This window comes from Streptomyces sp. ISL-66 (genome assembly GCF_018614135.1).
Taxonomy (GTDB): domain Bacteria; phylum Actinomycetota; class Actinomycetes; order Streptomycetales; family Streptomycetaceae; genus Streptomyces.
In genome coordinates, this window is the sequence record NZ_JAGGOW010000134.1 from 1 (window position 1) to 20,682 (window position 20,682).

Sequence of the window (20,682 nt, forward strand, 5' to 3'; positions counted from 1 at the left end):
GGCCGGGGAGGGGCCGCTCGCGCTGCGCCGCACCCGGGGCGAGGGGGCCGAAGCGGGGGTCATGCTGGTCGGCGCCATGAGCGCCCCCCTCGGCGGCGACCAGCTCGTGATCGAGGCCGACGCCGGCCCGGGCGCCCGGCTGGTGCTGCGCTCGGCGGCGGCCACCCTGGCACTGCCCGGCCGCGGCGGGGAACCCGCACGGTACGACGTACGGCTCACGCTGGCGGGGGAGTCGGCGGTGCGCTGGCTACCGGAACCGCTCGTCTCCGTGCGCGGCAGCGACCTGCGGGTCCGCACCCGTGCCGAACTCGCTCCCACCGCCCGGCTCCTGCTGCGCGAGGAGCAGGTGCTGGGCCGCACCGGGGAGGCCCCCGGCCTGCTGCGCAGCCGGCTCACCGTGACCCGGTCCGGGCGGCCGCTGCTGGACCAGGGGCTGACCTGCGGCCCCGGCGCTCCGGGCGGCTGGGACGGCCCGGCGGGATTGGCGGGCCACCGGGCGATCGGGCAGCTCCTCGTGGTGGACCCGGAGTTCGAGGCGGCCCCGCCGCAGGCCCGGATGCTGGGCGAGTTCGCGGCGGTGACCCCGCTGGCGGGTCCGGCGGTCCTGGTCACGGCCCTGGCCCCGGACGGGCTGCGGTTGCGCGAACTGCTCGACACGGCCTGCGCCGCCTACGGTTGGTGACGCCCCCGCAGAACGACGTCCGAACCCGGGACGAACCAGACACCGCTCAGCGGTACACGCACTTCCGGATATCGGGTTGGCAAAGAACGGGGCCGCGCTCTGTCGCATGCTCCGGTTCAAGCGGAAGTATCCCCTTGCACGTCCATACCGGTTCACCCATGACCCACCCGAACCACGCCGCCCACAGCGGCAGATGACGCAGGGGGAACAACCACGTGATACGCAACGCGGCGCTGGGGAGCGCCGCCACACTGATCACCGGCACGCTGGCGGCGAGCCTGCTGCTCGCCCCGTCCGCATCGGCGTCCCAGACCTTCCCGTCCGGACGCGACAACGGAACCGTGGAGGCGGTCGGCACGCAGATCGCCGCCGCCCGCGCGGCCCGCGCCGGGATCGACTGGAAGGCCTGCCCGGCCGGCTGGGGCTTCGAAGCGCCCATCCAGTGCGGCTATGTGAAGGTCCCGCTGGACTACAGCAAGCCGTTCGGCAAGACCATCGACATCGCCGTCGACCGGATCGGCAACACGGGCACCAAGGAGGAGCGCCAGGGCGCGCTCGTCTACAACCCCGGCGGCCCCGGCGGTTCCGGCATGCGCTTCCCGCGCCGGGTCACCACCAAGAGCCCGCTCTGGGTGAACACCGCCAAGGCGTACGACTTCGTGGGCTTCGACCCGCGCGGCGTCGGCCACTCGGCGCCGATCTCCTGCATCGACCCGCAGGAGTTCGTCAAGGCCCCCAAGGCCGACCCGGTCCCGGACAGCGAGGCCGACAAGCGCGCCCAGCGCAAGCTGGCGGCCGAGTACGCGGACGGCTGCAAGGAGCGCAGCGGCGAGATGCTGCCGTTCATGACCACGCCGAACACCGCGCGTGACCTGGACGTCATCCGTGCCGCCCTCGGCGAGCAGAAGCTGAACTTCCTCGGCGTCTCCTACGGCACCTACATCGGCGGGGTCTACGCGACCCTGTTCCCGACCCACGTGCGCCGCATGATCGTCGACAGCGTGGTCGACCCGGACCGCGACAACATCTGGTACGAGGCCAACCTCGGCCAGGACGTCGCCTTCCAGATGCGCTGGAACGACTGGCAGGACTGGGTCGCCAAGAACGACGCCGTCTTCCACATCGGCGACACCCGCGCCAAGGTCGAGGCCAAGTGGCTCGAACTGCGCGCGAAGGCCAAGGCCAACCCGCTCGGCGGCGTGGTCGGTCCGGCGGAGCTCCTGGGCTTCTTCCAGAGCGCCCCGTACTACGACTCCTCCTGGGTGCCCGTCGCCCAGACCTGGAGCGCGTACCTGGCCGGTGACGAGCAGGGTCTGATCGACGCCATCGCCCCGGACATGACCGACATCCAGGGCAACATCGCGTCGGAGAACGGCAACGCCGTCTACACCGCCGTGGAGTGCGCCGACGCCAAGTGGCCGACCAGCTGGACCAAGTGGGACCGGGACAACAGCAAGCTCCACGCCAAGTACCCCTTCCTGACCTGGTCCAACGCGTGGATGAACCTGCCCTGCGCGACCTGGAAGTCCAAGCAGAGCAACCCGATCGAGGTCGGGGTCGGCGCCAAGCGCGGCCTGCCGCCGGTCCTGATCGTCCAGTCCGAGCGGGACGCGGCCACGCCGTACAAGGGCGGGGTCTCGCTCCACGAGCGGCTCGCCGGCTCGCGTCTGATCACCGAGCAGAACGCCGGTTCGCACGGTGTCACCAGCCTGGTGAACCCCTGCATCAACACCCGGGTCGACGCCTACCTGCTCACCGGCAAGGTCGACGCCCAGGACGTGAAGTGCGCACCGCACGCCACCCCGGTGGCTCCGGCCGCCGCGGCGGCGAAGTCGCTCGCCGAAGCCCCGGCCTCCGCCCTCCCGGCGGTCGACGAGCTCCCGGCCGTCCGCTAACGGGCGTCCGCTAACGGTCATCCGGTAGCGGACATCCGGTAGCCGAAACGGCGGCACCAGTGCGGGAGAAGGCTCAGCGCGTCTTGCGCCGGGCCTTCTTCCGCGCTTCCTCTTCCTCCGCCTTGACCTCGGTGGCGTACCGGTCCACGTACTCCTGGCCGGACAGTTCGAGGATCTCGTACATGATCTCGTCGGTGACGGCCCGCAGCACGGAGCGCTCGCCCTCCATCCCCTCGTACCGGGAGAAGTCCAGTGGCCGGCCGAAGCGGATCGTGACCCGCCGGACCTTCGGGAGCTTCTGCCCGGGAGGCTGGATCTCGAAGGTGCCGACCATCGCGCACGGTACGACCGGTACCCGCGCGCCCAGGGCCATCGCGGCCACGCCCACCTTGCCCTTGTAGAGCCGCCCGTCGTGCGAGCGGGTGCCCTCCGGGTAGATGCCGAGCAGCTCGCCCTTGGACAGCACCCCGAGCCCCTCGCGGAGCGCGGCCCGCCCGGCGTCCTTGCCTGAGCGGTCGACCGGGATCTGTCCGGCGCTGCGGAAGAAGGCGGCGGTCAGCCGCCCCTTCAGGCCGGGCCCGGTGAAGTACTCGGCCTTCGCGAGGAAGGTGATGCGCCGCTTGAGGATCGCGGGCATCAGGAAGTGGTCCGAGAAGGACAGGTGGTTGCCCGCGATGATCGCGGCCCCGTCCTCGGGGATGTTCTCCAGTCCTTCGATGCGAGGCCGGAACAGCAGCCGCAGCAGCGGCCCGAGGATCACGTGCTTGAGCAAGTGGTAGAACACCAGGCCGCTCCCGTCGACATCCCGTTGTCACGGACATCCTACGGACGGTCAGGCCCGGACCGGAGGGGGCGGCGGGCCGGAGATCCTTCGGGAGGAGTGTCAAGAGCAGGCTCGGCGCGGAGCCGGTGATCATCAGCGGGCAGGCCGGAGGGGATCGCGTCCACGGGGAGCGGTTCGCTCAGTTCCGCCATGGAGGGATCGTCACGGACGCAGCGCGGGGAAGCGCCCGCTCACGCGCTGCGCGAGGCGGCCATTCCCGCGGTCAGGAGCCCCAGCACGACCCAGGCGAACCACAGCCAGCCGTTGCTGCCGAGGGCCACGGAATACGTGGCAATAGCCACCAGAGCGGCGAAGGTCATCACGGCCATCGCCTTCACGGATCCGGTCATGCCCCATGGTGGCGCGCGAAAGGGGTACTCCGCTACTGCCCACGCGCCTGAAGAGAGGCGAGATAGGAGTTGTAGGCCGCCAGCTCCTGGTCCCCGTTGCGGTCCTCGGCCCGGTCGGAGCGCTTCGCGGCCCGTTGCTCCGAGTGGTACCACTGGTAGACGAGCGCGATCAGCACCAGCACGGAGGGGATCTCGCTGAAGGCCCAGGCGATGCCGCCGCCCCACTGCTGGTCGAGCAGCGGGTCGATGCCGAGGGAAGCCGGCGGGTTCGCGTACGTCTTGATCATCGGCTGGCTGGCCATCATCAGCGCGATGCCGAAGAAGGCGTGGAAGGGCATCCCGGCGAACAGCTCCAGCATGCGCATCACGTAGCCGGGTCGGTGCGGGCCCGGGTCCACGCCCATGATCGGCCAGAAGAAGGCGAGGCCGACGGCGAGGAAGTGCACCATCATCGCGATGTGCCCGGTCTTCGACTCCATGAGGAAGTCGAAGAGCGGGGTGAAGTACAGGCCGTAGAGGCTCGCGATGAACATCGGGATCGTGAACACCGGATGGGTGATCACCTTCATGTAGCGGCTGTGCAGCAGCATCAGCAGCAGCTCGCGCGGCCCCTTGCTCCCGCGGGCGGCCGGCGGCAGGGCGCGCAGCGCCAGCGTCACGGGCGCGCCGAGCAGCAGCAGGATCGGGGTGAGCATGCTGATCACCATGTGCTGCACCATGTGCACGCTGAACATGACCATGCCGTAGTCGTTCAGCCCGGTGCACATCACCAGCATCACGGTCAGTACGCCGATGGTGAAGGCGATCGCCCGGCCGACCGGCCAGGAGTCGCCGCGCCGGCGCAGTCGCACCACGCCCCACCCGTACAGGGCCAGGCCCACGAGCGAGCCGATCAGGAAGAAGGCGTCGAAGGAGAACTCCAGCCCGCGCTCGAGGGTGAAGGGCGGCAGGTCCATGTCCATGTCCATGCCGGCGTGCGCGAGGTAACTCAATCTCTTCACTCCCTTGACCCGTGGTGCCCCACCACAGTAGTGCCGCCCCCGGACGCGAAATCGTCCGGGGGCGGCCATTACGGGAGTGACACGTGGAAAAGGGGAAAGATCACAGAATCACAGAATCACAGAACGTTCTGCGCCTCGGCGTACCGCTCGGCCGGAACGGTCTTCAGCGTCTGTACCGCGTCGGCGAGCGGCACCATCTCGATGTCCGTACCGCGCAGCGCCGTCAGCATCCCGAACTCGCCCCGGTGCGCCGCCTCCACCGCGTGCCAGCCGAAGCGGGTGGCGAGGACCCGGTCGTACGCGGTGGGTGTGCCGCCGCGCTGGACGTGGCCCAGGATGACGGGGCGGGCCTCCTTGCCGAGCCGGTCCTCCAGCTCGACGGCGAGCCGGTTGCCGATCCCGGCGAAGCGCTCGTGCCCGTACACGTCGGTGCCGCCCTCTTCGAGGGCCATCGAGCTGCCCGCGGCGGGCTTGGCGCCCTCGGCGACCACGACGATCGCGAACCGCTTGCCCTGTGAGAAGCGCTCGCCGACGATCGTCGTCAGCTCCTCGATGTCGAAGGGGCGCTCCGGCACGACGATCGCGTGCGCGCCGGCCGCCATGCCCGAGTGCAGGGCGATCCAGCCGGTGTGGCGGCCCATGACCTCCACGACCATCACGCGCTGGTGGGACTCGGCGGTCGTCTTCAGCCGGTCCAGCGCCTCGGTGGCCACGCCGACGGCGGTGTCGAAACCGAAGGTGACGTCGGTCGAGGCGATGTCGTTGTCGATGGTCTTCGGGACGCCGACGATCGGCAGGCCACCCTGCGAGAGCAGGTTGGCGGCCTTCAGGGTGCCCTCGCCGCCGATCGGGATGATGGCGTCCAGACCGAGGTCGGCGACGTGGCCGCGGGTCCGCTCCACGCCGTCGCGCAGATGGGCGGGCTGGACCCGGGAAGAGCCCAGGATCGTGCCGCCGCGGGCCAGGATGCCGCTCACGGCGTCGAGGTCGAGCTTGCGGTAGTCGCACTCCAGCAGACCGCGCCAGCCGTCGTGGAAGCCGATGACCTCGTCACCGTGGTCGACGACGGCGCGGTGCACGACGGAGCGGATGACGGCATTGAGGCCGGGGCAGTCGCCTCCGGAAGTGAGGACACCTATGCGCATGGCAGGGAGGACCTTTGCAACGTGGGCCGATGACCGGACCACGTCGTCCGGTTGGAACTACCCTGCACCCTACAAGTCGATCCCCGGTGGACTGAACCATCCTCCACATGCTGGTCAGGTCAGCCGTACGAAAACACGTCGGCCTGGAATCCCCGAGGGGAATCCGGGCCGAACGCCGGGTCGCGGCGGGTGCCGGTGGAGGCTACGCGGGTTACGCGGGCTACGAGAGCTACGCGGGCTGCGTGGCCGCCGCGATGCGCTCGGCGCGCAGCGCCTCGTACCAGCGGTCGTCGATGGGCGGCAGCGCGTTCACGTCGAGGGCCAGCTTCAGCAGCAGGTCCGCGATCTGCGGGTTGCGCGCCATCACGGGACCGTGCATGTAGGTGCCGAACACCGTGTCGTTGTACGCGCCTTCGGTGCCGTCGCCGGTGCCGTTGCCCCGGCCGAGCCGGGTGCGGGCGAACGGCTTCGCCGTCGGGCCGAGGTGCGTGACGCCCTGGTGGTTCTCGAAGCCGGTGAGCTGTGGCAGGCCGAGCTGCGGGTCGATGTCCGCGAGGACGTCGCCGACGCACCGCTCGCCCTCGCCGCGCACCGTCACCACGTCCAGCAGGCCGAGGCCCTCCTGGCGCTCGCCGACGTCGTTGACGAACTCCTGGCCCAGGATCTGGTACCCGGCGCAGACGGAGAAGACGATCGCCCCGTTCGAGACGGCCCGCTCCAGACCGCCGTCGCGCAGCAACCGCTCCGCGGCCAGGCGCTGCGGCCGGTCCTCGCCGCCGCCGATCAGGTAGATGTCGCCCGAGGTGGGGATCGGCTGGTCGCTGCGCACGTCCACGCGCTGCACGTCCAGGCCGCGCCGGCGGGCCCGGCGCTCGACGACGAGGGCGTTGCCCTGGTCTCCGTACGTGCTGAGCAGGTCGGGATAGACCCACACCAGACGCAGGCTGTTGTCGCTCATGCTCTTTTCCTTATGGGTGCTAGTTGCCGACGCGGCGGCGCACGTCCTGGAAGGCGGTGTAGTTGGCGATCAGCTCGATCTGTCCGGGCGGCGCCAGCTGCACGGCCTCGTCGAGGGTCTCGCACACCCGGAAGTCCAGGCCCGCGACCTCGAGGCGGACCGCGAGGTCGAGCTTGCGGTCGCCGATCACGAAGATCGGGTGGCCGGCCAGGCGCGGGTAGTCCACGTCCCACAGCCAGGAGGTGTCGGTGCCGTCCGCACCGCGGGCGTTCACCGACAGGATCACCGGGGTCGGCGGCGGGTCGATCAGCGAGAACGTCTCGAGCCAGCCCGCCGGATTCTTGGCGAGCAGCAGCCGCAGTTCCCGGCCCTGGAAGCTCACCACGTCGTAGCGGCCGGCGACGGCCTGCACCTGGTACATCCGCTCCAGCGCCACCTGCGGCGGAACACCGAAGACGGCGGCGACGGCGGCCGAGATGGCCGCGTTGGCCTTGTTGGCGCGGCCCGGCAGCTGGAGGCTGATCGGCCAGGCGCTGCCGTGCGGGTCGAGCACGTGGTCGCCGGAGAGCACCCAACTCGGGGTGGGGCGCCGGAAACCGCACTCGCCGCAGAACCAGTCGTCGCCCGGGCGCTGCATGACGCCGCCACAGGAGGGGCACGACCAGGCGTCGTCCTTCCACTCCTGGCCGGCGGCCACCCACACCACGTTCTGCGAGGAAGAGGCCGCCCACACGATCAGCGGGTCGTCCGCGTTCGCGACGACCACCGCCTTGGAGCCCGAGAGGCCCTCGCGCCACTTCTCCGCGAGCATGCGGGTCTCGGCGGCGCGGTCCAGCTGGTCGCGGGAGAGGTTGAGCAGGGCGATCACCTTGGGGGTGACGTCGCGGGCCACTCCGGCCAGGTACTTCTCGTCCACCTCGATGACGCCGTAACGGGCGTCCGAACCGCCCGCCAGGGCGGAGGTGATGCCCGCGGGCATGTTCGCGCCCAGCGCGTTGGAGACGACCGGACCGCTGGCCCGCAGGGCTTCCGCGATCAGCCGGGTCGTCGTGGTCTTGCCGTTCGTCGCCGAGACGAGGACGACGTCGAGATGCTGCGCCAGCGCGCCGAGAAGATCGGGGTCGAGCTTGAGCGCGACCTTGCCCCCGATCACCGATCCGCTTCCGCGTCCCGCGGCCCGCGACACCGCCGCTGCGGCCTTGCCCGCCGTCACGGCCAGCTTGGCCCGCGGCGAAAGCGGCTCTGTGTTGCCTGCCATCGTCCCTTGTCCTCCTTGCGTCGGTCGCCCCCAGCCTATCCAGTACCGGCCCGCGCCCCGACCGCGGCGCCCCCGGTCCGCCGAAGATCTCCTCATATAGTCGCCCGTCGTACCCTTACGGCCATGCGACAGCGCCCCCTCCCCGGTACCTCCGGCATCGTCCGCACCATGAGCCTGCTGGGCGACCCGGTGCTCCATTCCGCTTGCGCGGAGGTCACCGAGTTCGGACCGGCTCTCGACCGGCTCATCGAGGACATGTTCGCCACGATGTACGCCGCCCAGGGCGTCGGCCTCGCCGCGAACCAGATCGGCGTCGGGCAACGGGTGTTCGTCTACGACTGCCCCGACGACGAGGACGTCCGGCACGTCGGACACGTGGTCAACCCGCGCCTGGTGCGCACCGACGGGGAGGAGTACGCCGGCCCCGAGGGCTGCCTGTCCCTGCCGGGCCTGGAGGCGGGCACGCTCCGTTTCGACCAGGCCGTGGTCGAAGGCGTCACCTCGGACGGGGCGCCGGTGCGGATCCTGGGGACCGGCTTCTTCGCCCGGTGCCTCCAGCACGAGTGCGACCACCTGACCGGAACCGTCTACGCGGACCGGGTGACGGGGCTGCGGGCCCGCAAGCTGCGCCGGCAGATCCGCAAGACGGACTGGGGCGCCGCGGGGATCCACGCGCTGGGGGAGTGAACCCGGCCCTGATGAGCCGGGCCCCCTCACGGGCGCCGGGGCCTCAGAAGCCGGGGCCGTCAGCGCGGTTGCCGGCCGTGGCCAGGCGGCCCCACAGCAGGTCGGTCAGGCCGGCGACCAGCTCCGCGCGCTCGCACGGGCGCTCGCCGAGCCACCAGTCGCCCGCCGCGTGCATCATGCCGACGATGCCGTGCCCCCAGATCCGGGCCAGGCGTTCGCCGCCGGGGCCGAGGTCCACGCGCTCACCGATCACCTGCGCCAGTTCCTCGCCGAGGCGGCGCAGTAGCGGGGCCGAGTGCAGGCCCACGTCGAAACCGCGCTCCGTGGTCTGGGTGTCCTCGGCGGGATGCATGAGGAAGCGGTAGACCTGCGGGCGGGCCTCGATGGCCGCGAGATAGGTGTCGAGCGTGGCCTCCACCCGGCTGCGCCGCTGCGCGGGGGCGTCCAGCGCCGCGCGCAGCGAGTCGAGCAGGCCGTCCGTGTGGCGGACGGCGAGGGCCTGGTAGAGGCCCGCCTTGTCGCCGAAGTGGCGGTAGAGGATCGGCTTGGTGATGCCTGCCTCCGCCGCGATCGCGTTCATGGACGCCTTCGGGCCGTCCCGGAGGACGACCCGGTCGGCAGCCTCCAGCAGCTCCCGCCGACGGCGCTCGCCCGCTCCCGGTTCGCCGGCCTGCTGTGTGGTCTCCAACGTGTTCTCTCCCCGCCCTTGCGATGTGCGTGACGCCCACGCAACGTAACACCCCACCCACCCCGGCGATCTCATCGGAGGCACGGCATCGGCGCTGCTTGACAGTGCTTACCGGCCGGTAACACACTGGGATCACCGTAAGGGTTACCGTTGGTAACTGATGGTGCGGACGTTGCGACACGAAAACTGGAGGGGACATGGCGGAGTTCACCATGGAGCTCAACGACGACCAGAAGCAGGTACGGGACTGGATCCATGGCTTCGCCGCCGACGTGATCCGCCCCGCCGCCGCGGAATGGGACGAGCGCGAAGAGACTCCGTGGCCCGTCATCCAGGAAGCCGCGAAGGTCGGCATCTACTCGCTCGACTTCTACGCCCAGCAGTTCTTCGACCCGACCGGCCTCGGCATCCCGATGGCCATGGAGGAGCTGTTCTGGGGCGACGCGGGCATCGCGCTGTCCATCGTCGGCACCGGACTCGCCGCCATCGGCGTCGTCGCCAACGGCACCGAGGAGCAGATCGGGACCTGGATCCCGCAGATGTACGGCACCCCCGACGACGTGAAGGTCGCCGCCTTCTGCTCCTCCGAGCCCGACGCCGGGTCCGACGTCGGCGCCATGCGCACCCGCGCCGTCTACGACCAGGCCAAGGACGAATGGGTCCTCAACGGCACCAAGACCTGGGCGACCAACGGCGGCATCGCCAACGTCCACATCGTCGTGGCCGTCGTCGACCCCGAGCTCGGCACCAAGGGCCACGCCTCCTTCATCGTGCCGCCGAACACCCCCGGCCTCTCCCAGGGCCAGAAGTTCAAGAAGCACGGCATCCGCGCGTCGCACACCGCCGAGGTGGTCCTGGAGGACTGCCGGATCCCCGGCTCCTGCCTGCTCGGCGGCAAGGACAAGCTGGACGAGCGCCTCGCGCGGGCCCGCGAGCGGGCCCGGGCGGGCGGCGGAGAGCGCGTGAAGAACGCGGCCATGGCCACCTTCGAGGCCTCCCGCCCCGCCGTCGGCGCCATGGCCGTGGGCACGGCGCGCGCCGCCTACGAGGTGGCGCTGGACTACGCGAAGACCCGTACGCAGTTCGGCCGGCCGATCATCGACAACCAGGGCGTCGCCTTCCAGCTCGCCGACATGCGGACCTCCATCGACGCGGCCCGGCTGCTGGTGTGGCGGGCCTCCTGGATGGCCGTCGCCGGCAAGCCCTTCACCTCGGCGGAGGGCTCGATGTCCAAGCTCTTCGCGAGCGAGGTCGCCAAGAAGGTCACCGGGCAGGCGATCCAGATCCTCGGCGGCAACGGATTCACCCGCGAGTACCCGGTGGAGCGCATGCACCGGGACAGCGCGATCTACACCATCTTCGAGGGCACCAGCGAGATCCAGCGTCTGGTGATCGCCCGCACCATCTCGGACATGCCCATCCGCTGACCCGGGCTCGCGGCGCCGGCGCCCCCGGACACCTCGCGGTGTGCGGGGGCGCCGGCGTACGCGCCGTTTCCGCAGGAGTTCGGCGAATGATCCGGATAGCGGGCATGAGCGCATCGTAATCGGGCATACACACCCTGAACTGGACGGCGAATATGGGTTCCGCCCAGGGGTGGCGATCAGCGATACTCACCGCCACCGTGGATCGCGGATTCGACCGGGTGACCACCGGCCCTCCCGCCCCACTCTGCGAGGAGGTGCGCCATGTGCTCCCACCAGCCCCCCTGCCCTACGGCCGAAAGCGCCGATCACGACGCCGCCCGCACCGTGGCCTTCCACCCTGAACAAGGCTGGAACCTGCTCTGCAACGGCGCCGTCGTGTTCGACGACACCGGCGAACTGCTCCCCGACGGCCGAACGGTGGAACCCCGCCGCCCGGCCCTGGTCTGAGCCAGGAGGCAGCATGCGCCAGCAGCTGATCCGCAAGCCCGTCCCCAAGCCCGCACCCCGAGACCTGGACCTGCGCACCCCGTCGGGCAGGCCCCTCCCGTACTGACGCGAGGACCGGAGCCGGATCGGTGACGCCCAGCGGCCGGGCCTCAGCCGGTGGGCGCCGCGGCACCGCCCAGGAAGGCGCTCTCGTAGGCCTCGTCGCCGATCGCCGCCCTGGCCTGCCGTTCGCCCTCGTCGCGCAGCGCCGTCAGTGAGGGCGAGCCCATCTGAGGCCTGCCCACCGTGCGCCACCACGCGTGCCCCGTGCCCAGCAGCCGCGCCGCCAGTTCGCCGTCGCCCATGGCCGCCACGGCCGCCGCGAGCAGGTCGAGGCCGAGCGCCATCCCGAAGCGGTCGCCCAGCAGCCGCTTGCCCGACAGCATCGCCCGCGCGTGCCGGGCCGCCTCCGCGTGGTGGCCGAGCCCGAAGGACGCGAAGGCCAGGATGTAGTCCGCGTACGTCCGCAGCCAGCGCTCGCCGAGCTCGGCGCACGCCTCGCGCAGGCCCTGGGCCTCCAGCAGGGCCTCCTGGAAGCGCCCGAGGTCGCACAGGGCGTAGCCGGTGGCCAGCCGGCACAGCAGCCAGCCGGGGCCCGTGGGGCGGCCGCCGTGGCCCGCGCGGGCCCGGGGGCCGACGAGCGCGAGGGCCCGTAGGGGATCGCCGGGCATCAGCACCGCCACCGCGAGCAGGTAGGCCGCGCGCAGCTCCGGCTCCGGGTCGGCCAGGGCGGCCGCGGAGCGGGTGCACTCCTCGCCGACCGCCTCGGCCGTCTCCAGTTCGCCCTGGAGCAGCGCGGTGAGCCCGAGCGCCCACTGGGCCTGGGTGTACGCGGCTCCCGCGGGCGAGGCCTGCTTCAGGGCCCGCTCCAGGAAGGCCCGGCCCTCCTGTACGTGCCCGCACGAGAACCAGAAGAACCACAGCGCCCCGGCCGTCTCCAGGGCCGCCGTAGGGTCGCAGCGGAGCAGGTGCTCCAAGGCGGTGCGCAACTGCGCGTGCTCCGCCGTCATCCTGAGGTACCAGTCCACTTGGGACGGGCCCATCCAGCCCCGGTCGGCGGCTTGGGAGAGCGCCGCGTACCAGTGGGCGTGGCGGTCGGCGAGGACCCGCACCTCGCCGAGCTCCGCCAGCCAGTCCTGTCCGTACTCGCGGATCGTGTCCAGCAGCCGGTAGCGGGCGCCCGCGCCGCGCTCGCGCGTGCACCGCACCACCGACTTGGCGACCAGGCCCGCGAGCACCCGCTCCACGCGCACCGCGGGCAGCGGGCCGCCCGAGCAGACCGACCGCGCCGCGGCGATGTCGAAGTCCCCGGTGAAGACCGAGAGCCGGGCCCACAGCAGCCGTTCGAGGGGCTCGCACAGCTCGTGGCTCCAGCCGATCGCCGTCCGCATGGTCTGGTGCCGGGGCTCCCGGGGCGCGGAGGTGTCGGCCAACAGGTCGAAGCGGACGCCGAGGCGGTCCGCCATCTGCTCCAGGGTCCAGAGCCGCATGCGCGCACCGGCCAGTTCGAGGGCGAGCGGGATCCCGTCGAGGCGGCGGCACACCTCCGCGGCGACGGCCGCCCGGGCCGGGTCCGCGAAGGCGTCCTCGGCCTGCGGGGTGGCGGCGAGCGCCCGGGACCGAAAGAGGGCGAGGGCGTCGCTGTCGGGCCCGTCGCACGGGAGCGGGCTGACTTCGACCACCTGCTCGCCGGGGCAGCCGAGCGGCTCGCGGGAGGTGACCAGCACGGTCAAGCCGGGGGCGGACTGCAGGAGTTCACCCACGAGGTGGCGGCACGCGGCGACGAGGTGCTCGCAGGTGTCGAGGACGATCAGCAGTTCCTTGTCGGCCATCCAGGCGCACAGTTCCTCGTCGAGGGGGTGCGGGGACTGGTTGGCGAGACCGATGGCGTGCGCGACGGTGGTGGTGAGCAGGTCGCCGTCGCGCAGCGGGGAGAGCTCCACCCACCAGACGCCGTCGCGGGGACGCCGGCGCGGGTCCCCGGCGGCGCGCAGGGCCAGCCTGGACTTGCCGACGCCGCCGACGCCCGTGAGGGTGACGAGCCGTTGCCCGCCCAGCAGTTCGCGAAGGAGGCCGAGTTCGTGCGCGCGGCCCACGAAGCTCGCCGTCTCCGGCGGCAGGTTTCCCGGCACGGCGCCAGAGTCTGGCTCAGGGGCGCCACCTGAGGAATCTGCCTGATTGTTGTTGACCGAGTACTCACCGAACACGCATGTATTGTGCGCCAACTTCGTCCGCCGCAGTGTCCTTCGGGTCAGATCGACGGGACGGGGTCCGGCTGGGCGAGCGTGATCCGCCGTTCCTCGGAGAAGGCTCCCCAGTTGCCGTCGGGCAGCCGCGCCCGCAGTTTCACCGTCCATACGGTGCCTGCCGGTTCGGTGACCGCGAGGCGGTGCTCGGCCCGGCCGGCCGGGACCGCGCCCGCGCCGAACTGGATGACGGTGGTGGGCCGCCCGTTGACGTAGAGCTCGTACTCGCTGGTTTCCCGCCCGGTCGGCGGTGCGGTCCAGGACAGGGTGACCGCGCCCGCCGAGGCGGCCGCCGTGAACTCGCGGGGGGCGGTGTCCGGTCGCTGCCCCGGTCCGGCCGGGGTGGTCACGTCCACCGGCGGTCCGTCGGGGGAGGAGTTGTCGGCGCCGTCCCGCGCCCGGACGGTGAAGGCGTACAGGGTGTCCGGCTGGAGGCCCTCCAAGGTCGTCCCGGTCGCGCCGGGGCCGACCGTGTGGATCCGGGCCGCCCCCTGGTAGACGTCGTAGGCGGTGACGCCCGTGTCATCGGAGGCCGGGGCCCAGGTCAGCCGGGCCGAGGTGGGCCCGAGCGCGCGGCCCGCCGTACTGGGCGGGGCCGCCGGGGCCCCGCGGTCCTCGGCCCGGGCGGCCGGGGTGGTGGCCGATGCGGCCGCGCTGGGCGCCGAGGTGTTCCCGGCGCTGTCCCGGGCCCGGACGGTGAACCCGTAGGCGGTCCGCGGGGTGAGGCCGGTGACGTCCACCATCGTCTTGTCGGCGGGAAGCTCGCGGACCAGGCGGTCCGCCTGGAACACCAGGAAGGCCGCCACCCCGTCGGCGGGCGCGGGCGGGCCCCACATGACGTGGACCGAAGTGGCGCTGCCCGCCTGGGCGGTGAGCCCGCCGGGGGCGGGCGGTGGCGTGGTGTCGGCGGCGGAGCACGCGGTCAGGGCGGCTGCCGCGAGGGCCAGGGCGAGGACCAGGGTGCGGGCGAGGGTCAAAGCCCGGGTGAGGGCCCGGGCACGGACGAGGGCGGCGAGCGGGGTCCGGCGTGCGGCCGGGGGCGAGGGCCGCGTGGTGGGCCGTGCGGACGCCCGTGCGGGGCCTGCTGCGGGGTCGCGCACGGCGGGTGCCCCCTTCCTCCGGCTTTCCGGCTCTCCCGGCTTCGCTCCTCGTAAAGGTCTAGACATATATGGCACGTCGCGCGGTGGCCGGGCAAGACCTCTGCGCGCGAGATCGTCAAGGACCGGGCATCGGTCACGGACGGTCAACACCCGTTTGGCGGACGCCGGTTTCGCTCGAAGAGTCCTCCTCCTGCGCCACCATGGCGCGGCGTAAGGAGGTGTTCCGATGGTGATCTCCCTCTCCGTCGTCGTCCTGCTCCTCGTCCTCGCGTGGATCTTCATGCGCGGCGGCGGCCTCAAGCTGTCGCACGCGCTCGTCTGCGTCATGCTCGGGTTCTACCTCGCGAGCAGCAGCCTGGCCGCGACCATCCACAACGGCTTCTCGGCCACGGCCGAAGTGGTCGGCGGGTTCAAGCCGTAGGCCGGCGGCTCCCGCCGTCCCGCGCGCGGTGATCGACTGTTGCGCCTTCGTGAATCATCCGGCTCTTCCATGGACTCCTCGGGCAGTGCGATCTAGCGTCTGGCCGCGGCGCGATGTCATACGCACTGTCAATAGAGCCGAAGCCGAAGCCGAAGCCGAAGACAACGGAGGAAGTCCGGATGTTCCGAAGAGCGCTGAACTGCGCTGTGGCGCCGGCCCTCGCCGCCTGCGCGGTGGTGTACGGGGTCCCGTCCGCCGCCGCCGAGGAGATACCCCGGGCCCCCGGCCACCGCCTGGTCAGCCACTACGACGGCGGCCCCGCGGCGGCCGCCCCGCTGCCCGGCGAAGCCCCGCCGCAGCACCCCTTTCTCGCGCCCAACGGCCGCAGCGGGATGCACTCCGACGCTGCCGGCAGCGCCACCTCCCCCTGGTCCGGGCCGCTCGGCAAGAACCCGCGGGTGACCAGCGAGAAGATCGCCACCCTCGGCGGCGAATGCGCCACCGCCACCTTCGACTCGGCCGGGCGGCTGGTCACCGTGTGCGGCACCTTCGGCGGATTCAAGGTCAAACTGCTGGACCCCCGTACGCTCGCCACGCTCGCGGAGTACCAGCTCCCGCAGCGCTCCTCGACGGTCCAGGCGATCACCTCGCTGGACTTCTCCAAGATCTTCAAGGACACCTCGGGCGGCGCCTACTTCTACCTGGACGACCAGGACCGGGCGGTGCTGGCCGACTCCCGCCAGCACGTCCTGCGGCTCTCCCACGTCCAGAAGCCGGACGGAAGCTGGCAGTTCGAGGTCGAGGACGACTGGGACCTCACCGGTCAGGTCCCGCACGACTGCGTCGACTGGACCAACCTGTGGCCCACCGGCACCTGTGACCCCGTCACCTCGGTGATGCCCGACTGGGACGGCCGCATCTGGTGGGTCACCCGCCAGGGCCGCGTCGGCACCGTGGACCCGGCGACCTCGCGGATCCGCTCGGTCCAGCTGGCGGGGGAAGAGATCCAGAACTCCTTCTCGGTGGCCGAGGACGGCGTCTCCATCGTCACCGACCACGCGCTCTACAGCTTCCGCACCGACGCCGACGGCGTCCCCGTCGCGCAGTGGCGCCAGACGTACGACCGCGGAACGGGAACCAAGCCCGGCTCCGTCAACCAGGGTTCGGGCACCACCCCGGACCTCTTCGGCGACGGCTATGTCGCGATCACCGACAACGCCGACGACCGGATGAACGTCCTGGTCTACGAGCGGGGCGTGGACGTGCCCGCCGACCAGCGTCTGGTGTGCAAGGTCCCGGTCTTCGGTTCGGGCGCCTCGACCACCGACAACTCCCTGATCACCTGGGGCAACAGCATCGTCGTCGAGAACAACTACGGCTACGAGAACGTCACGTCGCTCGTCCTCGGAAAGTCGGTCGTCGGCGGCGTCAGCCGCATCGACGTCCGCGCCGACGGCAGCGGCTGCGACACGGTCTGGCAGAGCGCGATCCGCTCGCCCTCCGTCGTCCCGAAGCTCTCCACCGCGAACGGGCTGCTCTACTTCTACGAGAAGGAGCCGAACTTCTGGGGGATCGACGCCTGGTACCTGACGGCGGTGGACTTCCGCACCGGCGAGCGCCGCTGGCGGCAGCTGACCGGCACGGGCCCGCTGTACGACAACAACTGGGCCCCGATCACCCTCGGCCCCGACGGCACGGCGTACGTGGGCGTCTTCAACGGCATCGTCGCGGTCCGCGACGGCGGCTGACCGTCCGCGGCGTACGGATCGGCCCGCGCACACCGCACACGGCCGGGCGGCACCCGCCCCGGCCGTGTGGCCGGAGCGGGTGCCGCCCGGGGGGCTTAGGGTGCCGCGGGCGTCAGCTCACCTGGAGGGTGACGTCGTCCACGACGAAGGACGTCTGGAGCGAGGGGTCCTCCACGCCCTGGAACTTCAGGGTGACCGTCTGGCCGGCGAACCGGGAGACGTCGTACGTCTTGAGCTGGTAGCCGGAGGCCGCGTTCACGTTGGACAGGGTCTCCAGCGTCTGGCCGCCCACCGAGACCGTGAACTGGTCGTAGACGGTGTTCTCGGTCTCGTCGGTGTCGATGTGCAGGTAGAAGCCGAGCTGGTACGAGGAGCAGCCCGCCGGGACGGTCACGGACTGCGACGCGCTGTCCGTGTGGGTCTGGCCGTAGCCGTTCAGCCAGGCCTTGTACGAGCCGCCGTGCGGGGTCTGGCCGGCCTGGTTGGTGATGACGCCCGCGGTGGACGTCCACGGGCTGGTGCCGCTCTCGAAGCCGCCGTTGGCGACGAGCTGGCGCGGGGTGCAGGTGCCGCCGCCCCCGACGGTCAGGGAGTAGGTGGTGGTGTGGCTGACGGAGCCCGTGCCGGTGACGGTCAGGGTGTACGTGCCGGGCGCGGTGTTCGCGCCGACCTGTACGGAGAGCGTCGAGGAGCTGCCGGACTGGACGGAGGTGGGGCTGAGGCTCGCCGTCACGCCGGAGGGGGCGCCGGTCACGGACAGGGCGACGGTCTGGGCGGCGCCGCTGACGGTGGCGGTGTTGATGGTCGAGGTGGCGCTGCCGCCCGGGTTCGCGCTGCCGGTGGCCGGGGAGGCGCTGATCGAGAAGTCGGGGCCGGGGGTGGTCCCGCCGACGGCCTGGTTCCAGACCGTGTAGGCGACGCCGTCGGCGCTGCGGTCGAGGACGGTCGGGCTGATGTTGTTCGTGGTGTCGCAGGAGCTGTGGTAGCAGGAGTCGTACGCCGCGTTCGCGGTGCCGCCCCACTTGGCGGCCTGCGCCGAGGTCTTGCGGGCGCTGGCGCCGGCGGCGTAGCCGGAGGTGGGGATGCCGCCCTGCTGGAAGGAGTAGTCGTCACTGCGGCCCTGGCCCTCGACGTTCTCCTCGGGGGCGAGGTTCAGCGAGGTCCAGTAAGCCTTGAGCGGCGCGGCGGCGGTGGAGTTGAGGTTGTTGATGAAGTAGCCGCCGTTGGTCGAGCCGACCATGTCGAAGTTGTAGTAGGCCTTGATGGCCGACTTCTGCGTGCTGCTGAGCTGGTTGACGTAGAACTCCGAGCCGTTGAGGCCCTGCTCCTCGTCCGTCCACCAGGCGAAGCGCACGTGCTTGGTCATCGTCGGGTTCTTCTGGGCGAGGGCCAGCGCGTTCTCCAGCAGGGTCGCGGAGCCCGAGCCGTTGTCGTTGATGCCCGGACCCGCCGAGACGCTGTCGAGGTGCGCGCCGAACATGATCGTCTGGTCGGCGGGGCCGCCGGGCCAGTCCGCGATCAGGTTGTTCGACGGGTAGGTGCAGGAGGTGCAGTTCTGCTCGGTCACCGTGTAACCGGCGGCCTGCAGCTTGCCCTTGACGTACGCCACGGACTGCGTGTAGCCGGCGCTGCCCGCACGGCGGTTGCCGCCGTTCTGGGAGGCGATCGTGTTCAGCTGGGTCAAGTGCGCCTGGACGGCCGCCACGTCGATGTTCGGCGCGCCCGGGCCGGGGGTGGTGCCGCCGACGGTGAGCGCGTAGTCGACCGTGTGCGAGAGGCTGCTGCCCTGCCCCTTGACGACGACGGTCGAGGTCCCGGGAGCCGCGCTGGACGAGGCGGTCAGGGTCAGCGTCGAGGACTGGCCGGACTGCACGGTGGCCGGGTTGAAGGAGGCGCTCACCCCGGCCGGCAGGCCGGACGCGGTGAGGGTCACCTGCTGGGCCGTGCCCTGGGAGATCGCGGTGCTCACGGTGGTGGTGACCGAGGCGCCCTGCTGGGCGGTGCCCGAGGACGGGCTCAGCGCGAGCGAGAAGTCGCTGTTCTGGCCGCTCGGGGTGCAGGTCGGGTCGGCGCTCTGGGCGGGCACGCTGATGGCGTCCCAGGCGCCCTTGGTCTTGTTGAACAGGTTGCAGGTGGCGTCCAGCGTCTTGGCGGAACTCAGCGTCGCCGTCCGGTACTTCTTGTAGGACATGCTGGAGGTCTTCAGCAGCATGCCGCCGTAGAAGATCTTGCCGGCGTTCTGCACGCCCACGCCGGTCAGCGTGGACTGGTTGCAGGTGCTGCTGTTCGGCTTGCCGCCGCCCGGGCTGGTGCCCTCGGCGAGCAGGTAGAACCAGTGGTTCAGCGGGCCGGCGGCCGCGTGCACCTCGGTACCCGGTATCGAGGAGCTGTAGCAGGCCGGGTCGTTGTTGACGGCCGGCGGGTTGTACATGTTCCGGATCGGCCCGTTGCCCACGAGGTTGATCATCTCGCCGACGGTGTAGTCCGGAACGTCGTACGGGGAGGGCTCGTTGATGAACGCCTCGGTCAGCGCGCCGAAGATGTCACCGGTGGCCTCGCCGAGCCCGGCCTCCTGCCCGCTGGTCCCGCCCGGGGTGTTGGAGTCGATGGCGTGCCCGTACTCGTGGGCCACCACGTCCACGCCGGCGATCCACTCGTTGGCCTGGTTGTGCCCGATGGTCACCGAGCTGCCGTCCCAGTACGCGTTCAGGTCGCCGAGGCCGACCTTGCCCGGGAAGCTGCGGCCGCTGCCGTTGACGCCGTTGCGGCCGAGCCACTGGCTCAGCATGTCCCACTGCTTCTGGGCCGCGAACATCAGGTCCGTGCAGCCGGTCTCCTTGGAGGTGGGGTTGCCCGTGCCCCAGGAGTCCGAAGACTTCGAGAAGACCGTGCCGGAGCTGTAGTCGGCGCAGCTCAGACCGGCCCGGTTCGGGTCGCGCAAGGAGTACGTGCCACCGGACGCGGTGGTGTCGATGGTCAGCGGGTTGGGGCCGTTCCACTTGCTGTTGCCGGTGCCCGCGACCACCTCGTCGAAGCGGTCGACGACCTTGCCGGTGCGCGCGTCCACGAAGACGTGCAGCTTGCTGGGCGCCGTACGGGTCCGGCCGACGAGGACGGTCTCCCAGGCCAGGACGGGCTTGTCGTCCTTGAGCTTGACGACGAGCCGGCCGCTCTGCGCCACCTGCTCGGTCTTGAACAGTTCGCCGCGCGCGGTGCTCTCGGCCGCCCGCGCCGTGACCGACGGGGTGACGGCCACGTCGATGACGGTCGAGGAGGCCGACTGGAGGGCGCGGACCCGGCCCTCGCCGTCGGCGAGGACCACCGCGTCGCCGCCGACGACCGGCAGGCCGCGGTAGCTGCGCTCGTACGCGACCGAGTACAGGTCCTGCACCCAGGGGGTGACCAGGCGCCGGTCGTACTGCTGGTCGGGGGAGTTGACCAAAGCGTCGAGGCCGCTGCGCACGGCCGCGTCCGCCGCGGCGACGGCCCGCTCGGCTTTGGTCCGGCCGGGGGCCGGGTCGGAGACCTGGTTGGCGGAAGCGGCGCCGGCCAGCGAGCCCGCGAGGCCCGTGGTCAGCGCCATGGCCGCGACGACGGCCATCCATCTGGTGGGCTGCAAGAGTCCACTCCGATCGTGTGGGGGGTGAGAAAGGCATGAGAATCCGGCTGTTCGCGGCTGAGTATGGGCGTGTCCATGACGGGATCGGGACATCCCTGCCGGCATAAGACCGGCGTTATGGTGCGGGCGCATGACGCTGCGTAAGCTG

General features: G+C 71.4%; 17 protein-coding genes. 7 read left to right on the plus strand and 10 right to left on the minus strand.

Translation table 11 applies throughout. The annotated features are described in order from the left end of the window. A partial coding sequence (locus J7E97_RS24930; protein WP_251055094.1) for an urease accessory protein UreD occupies positions 1-682 on the plus strand: 682 nt, incomplete at its 5' end. Between the two features lie 215 nt (positions 683-897). Beyond that, entirely contained in the window at positions 898-2,577 is a 1,680-nt protein-coding gene (locus J7E97_RS24935; protein WP_215031352.1) for an alpha/beta hydrolase, read from the plus strand. Between the two features lie 73 nt (positions 2,578-2,650). Here the strand turns inward: J7E97_RS24935 and J7E97_RS24940 are convergent, their stop codons facing one another. From J7E97_RS24940 to J7E97_RS24965, 6 genes are all read right to left on the minus strand, one after another. Then, positions 2,651-3,361 (minus strand): 1-acyl-sn-glycerol-3-phosphate acyltransferase, encoded by a 711-nt coding sequence (locus J7E97_RS24940; RefSeq protein ID WP_215031355.1) that lies wholly within the window; start codon positions 3,359-3,361, stop codon positions 2,651-2,653. A gap of 230 nt (positions 3,362-3,591) precedes the next feature. Further along, the gene (locus tag J7E97_RS24945) at positions 3,592-3,750 is read right to left on the minus strand and encodes a hypothetical protein (RefSeq protein ID WP_215031358.1); all 159 of its coding nucleotides are present in this window, start codon (positions 3,748-3,750) and stop codon (positions 3,592-3,594) included. 32 nt (positions 3,751-3,782) lie between these two features. Continuing rightward, entirely contained in the window at positions 3,783-4,712 is a 930-nt protein-coding gene (locus J7E97_RS24950) for a cytochrome c oxidase assembly protein (RefSeq protein WP_215031413.1), read from the minus strand. Between the two features lie 155 nt (positions 4,713-4,867). Further along, on the minus strand, positions 4,868-5,896 hold the full coding sequence (locus J7E97_RS24955; protein WP_215031361.1) for a 6-phosphofructokinase: 1,029 nt from the start codon (positions 5,894-5,896) through the stop codon (positions 4,868-4,870). A 229-nt stretch (positions 5,897-6,125) separates the two neighbouring features. Beyond that, a complete protein-coding gene (locus tag J7E97_RS24960) occupies positions 6,126-6,854 on the minus strand; it encodes a type 1 glutamine amidotransferase (protein WP_215031364.1) in 729 nt (242 codons plus the stop codon). A 19-nt stretch (positions 6,855-6,873) separates the two neighbouring features. Continuing rightward, the gene (locus J7E97_RS24965) at positions 6,874-8,112 is read right to left on the minus strand and encodes a MurT ligase domain-containing protein (protein WP_215031367.1); all 1,239 of its coding nucleotides are present in this window, start codon (positions 8,110-8,112) and stop codon (positions 6,874-6,876) included. Between the two features lie 123 nt (positions 8,113-8,235). Here J7E97_RS24965 and def point away from each other — a divergent pair, with 123 nt between their 5' ends. Then, positions 8,236-8,799 carry a peptide deformylase gene (def, locus tag J7E97_RS24970; protein WP_215031370.1) on the plus strand — a complete coding sequence of 188 codons (564 nt, stop codon included), beginning with the start codon at positions 8,236-8,238 and terminating at the stop codon, positions 8,797-8,799. Positions 8,800-8,842: 43 nt separating this feature from the next. Here def and J7E97_RS24975 read toward each other — a convergent pair whose 3' ends face one another. Continuing rightward, a complete protein-coding gene (locus tag J7E97_RS24975; RefSeq protein ID WP_215031373.1) occupies positions 8,843-9,487 on the minus strand; it encodes a TetR family transcriptional regulator in 645 nt (214 codons plus the stop codon). Between the two features lie 197 nt (positions 9,488-9,684). On the opposite strand from J7E97_RS24975, the gene J7E97_RS24980 reads away from it, so the two are divergent. After that, positions 9,685-10,914: an acyl-CoA dehydrogenase family protein gene (locus J7E97_RS24980; RefSeq protein ID WP_215031374.1), complete on the plus strand. Its 1,230-nt coding sequence runs from the start codon at positions 9,685-9,687 to the stop codon at positions 10,912-10,914. 261 nt (positions 10,915-11,175) lie between these two features. Then, the gene (locus J7E97_RS24985; protein ID WP_112449366.1) at positions 11,176-11,361 is read left to right on the plus strand and encodes a DUF5999 family protein; all 186 of its coding nucleotides are present in this window, start codon (positions 11,176-11,178) and stop codon (positions 11,359-11,361) included. Between the two features lie 149 nt (positions 11,362-11,510). On the opposite strand, the gene J7E97_RS24990 is transcribed toward J7E97_RS24985, so the two are convergent. Next, complete coding sequence (locus J7E97_RS24990; protein ID WP_215031376.1) at positions 11,511-13,532, minus strand: NB-ARC domain-containing protein; 2,022 nt, start codon at positions 13,530-13,532, stop codon at positions 11,511-11,513. A gap of 119 nt (positions 13,533-13,651) precedes the next feature. Continuing rightward, the gene (locus J7E97_RS24995) at positions 13,652-14,746 is read right to left on the minus strand and encodes a fibronectin type III domain-containing protein (RefSeq protein ID WP_308346792.1); all 1,095 of its coding nucleotides are present in this window, start codon (positions 14,744-14,746) and stop codon (positions 13,652-13,654) included. Positions 14,747-14,972: 226 nt separating this feature from the next. On the opposite strand from J7E97_RS24995, the gene J7E97_RS25000 reads away from it, so the two are divergent. Continuing rightward, the gene (locus J7E97_RS25000) at positions 14,973-15,167 is read left to right on the plus strand and encodes a hypothetical protein (protein WP_215031382.1); all 195 of its coding nucleotides are present in this window, start codon (positions 14,973-14,975) and stop codon (positions 15,165-15,167) included. Positions 15,168-15,346: 179 nt separating this feature from the next. Further along, positions 15,347-16,915, plus strand: coding sequence for a hypothetical protein (locus tag J7E97_RS25005; protein ID WP_215031384.1), 1,569 nt, complete (start codon positions 15,347-15,349; stop codon positions 16,913-16,915). 112 nt (positions 16,916-17,027) lie between these two features. On the opposite strand, the gene J7E97_RS25010 is transcribed toward J7E97_RS25005, so the two are convergent. After that, positions 17,028-20,516: a M28 family peptidase gene (locus J7E97_RS25010; RefSeq protein ID WP_215031416.1), complete on the minus strand. Its 3,489-nt coding sequence runs from the start codon at positions 20,514-20,516 to the stop codon at positions 17,028-17,030. Positions 20,517-20,682: the final 166 nt, after the last annotated feature.

Coding starts and splice junctions, on each gene's coding strand:
- J7E97_RS24945 (WP_215031358.1), bottom strand. CDS start 3,750: ATGACCGGATCCGTGAAGGCGATGGCCGTGATGACCTTCGCCGCTCTG.
- J7E97_RS24960 (WP_215031364.1), bottom strand. CDS start 6,854: ATGAGCGACAACAGCCTGCGTCTGGTGTGGGTCTATCCCGACCTGCTC.
- J7E97_RS25010 (WP_215031416.1), bottom strand. CDS start 20,516: ATGGCCGTCGTCGCGGCCATGGCGCTGACCACGGGCCTCGCGGGCTCG.
- J7E97_RS24955 (WP_215031361.1), bottom strand. CDS start 5,896: ATGCGCATAGGTGTCCTCACTTCCGGAGGCGACTGCCCCGGCCTCAAT.
- J7E97_RS25000 (WP_215031382.1), top strand. CDS start 14,973: ATGGTGATCTCCCTCTCCGTCGTCGTCCTGCTCCTCGTCCTCGCGTGG.
- J7E97_RS24965 (WP_215031367.1), bottom strand. CDS start 8,112: ATGGCAGGCAACACAGAGCCGCTTTCGCCGCGGGCCAAGCTGGCCGTG.
- J7E97_RS24985 (WP_112449366.1), top strand. CDS start 11,176: ATGTGCTCCCACCAGCCCCCCTGCCCTACGGCCGAAAGCGCCGATCAC.
- def (WP_215031370.1), top strand. CDS start 8,236: ATGCGACAGCGCCCCCTCCCCGGTACCTCCGGCATCGTCCGCACCATG.
- J7E97_RS24950 (WP_215031413.1), bottom strand. CDS start 4,712: ATGGACATGGACCTGCCGCCCTTCACCCTCGAGCGCGGGCTGGAGTTC.
- J7E97_RS25005 (WP_215031384.1), top strand. CDS start 15,347: ATGTTCCGAAGAGCGCTGAACTGCGCTGTGGCGCCGGCCCTCGCCGCC.
- J7E97_RS24980 (WP_215031374.1), top strand. CDS start 9,685: ATGGCGGAGTTCACCATGGAGCTCAACGACGACCAGAAGCAGGTACGG.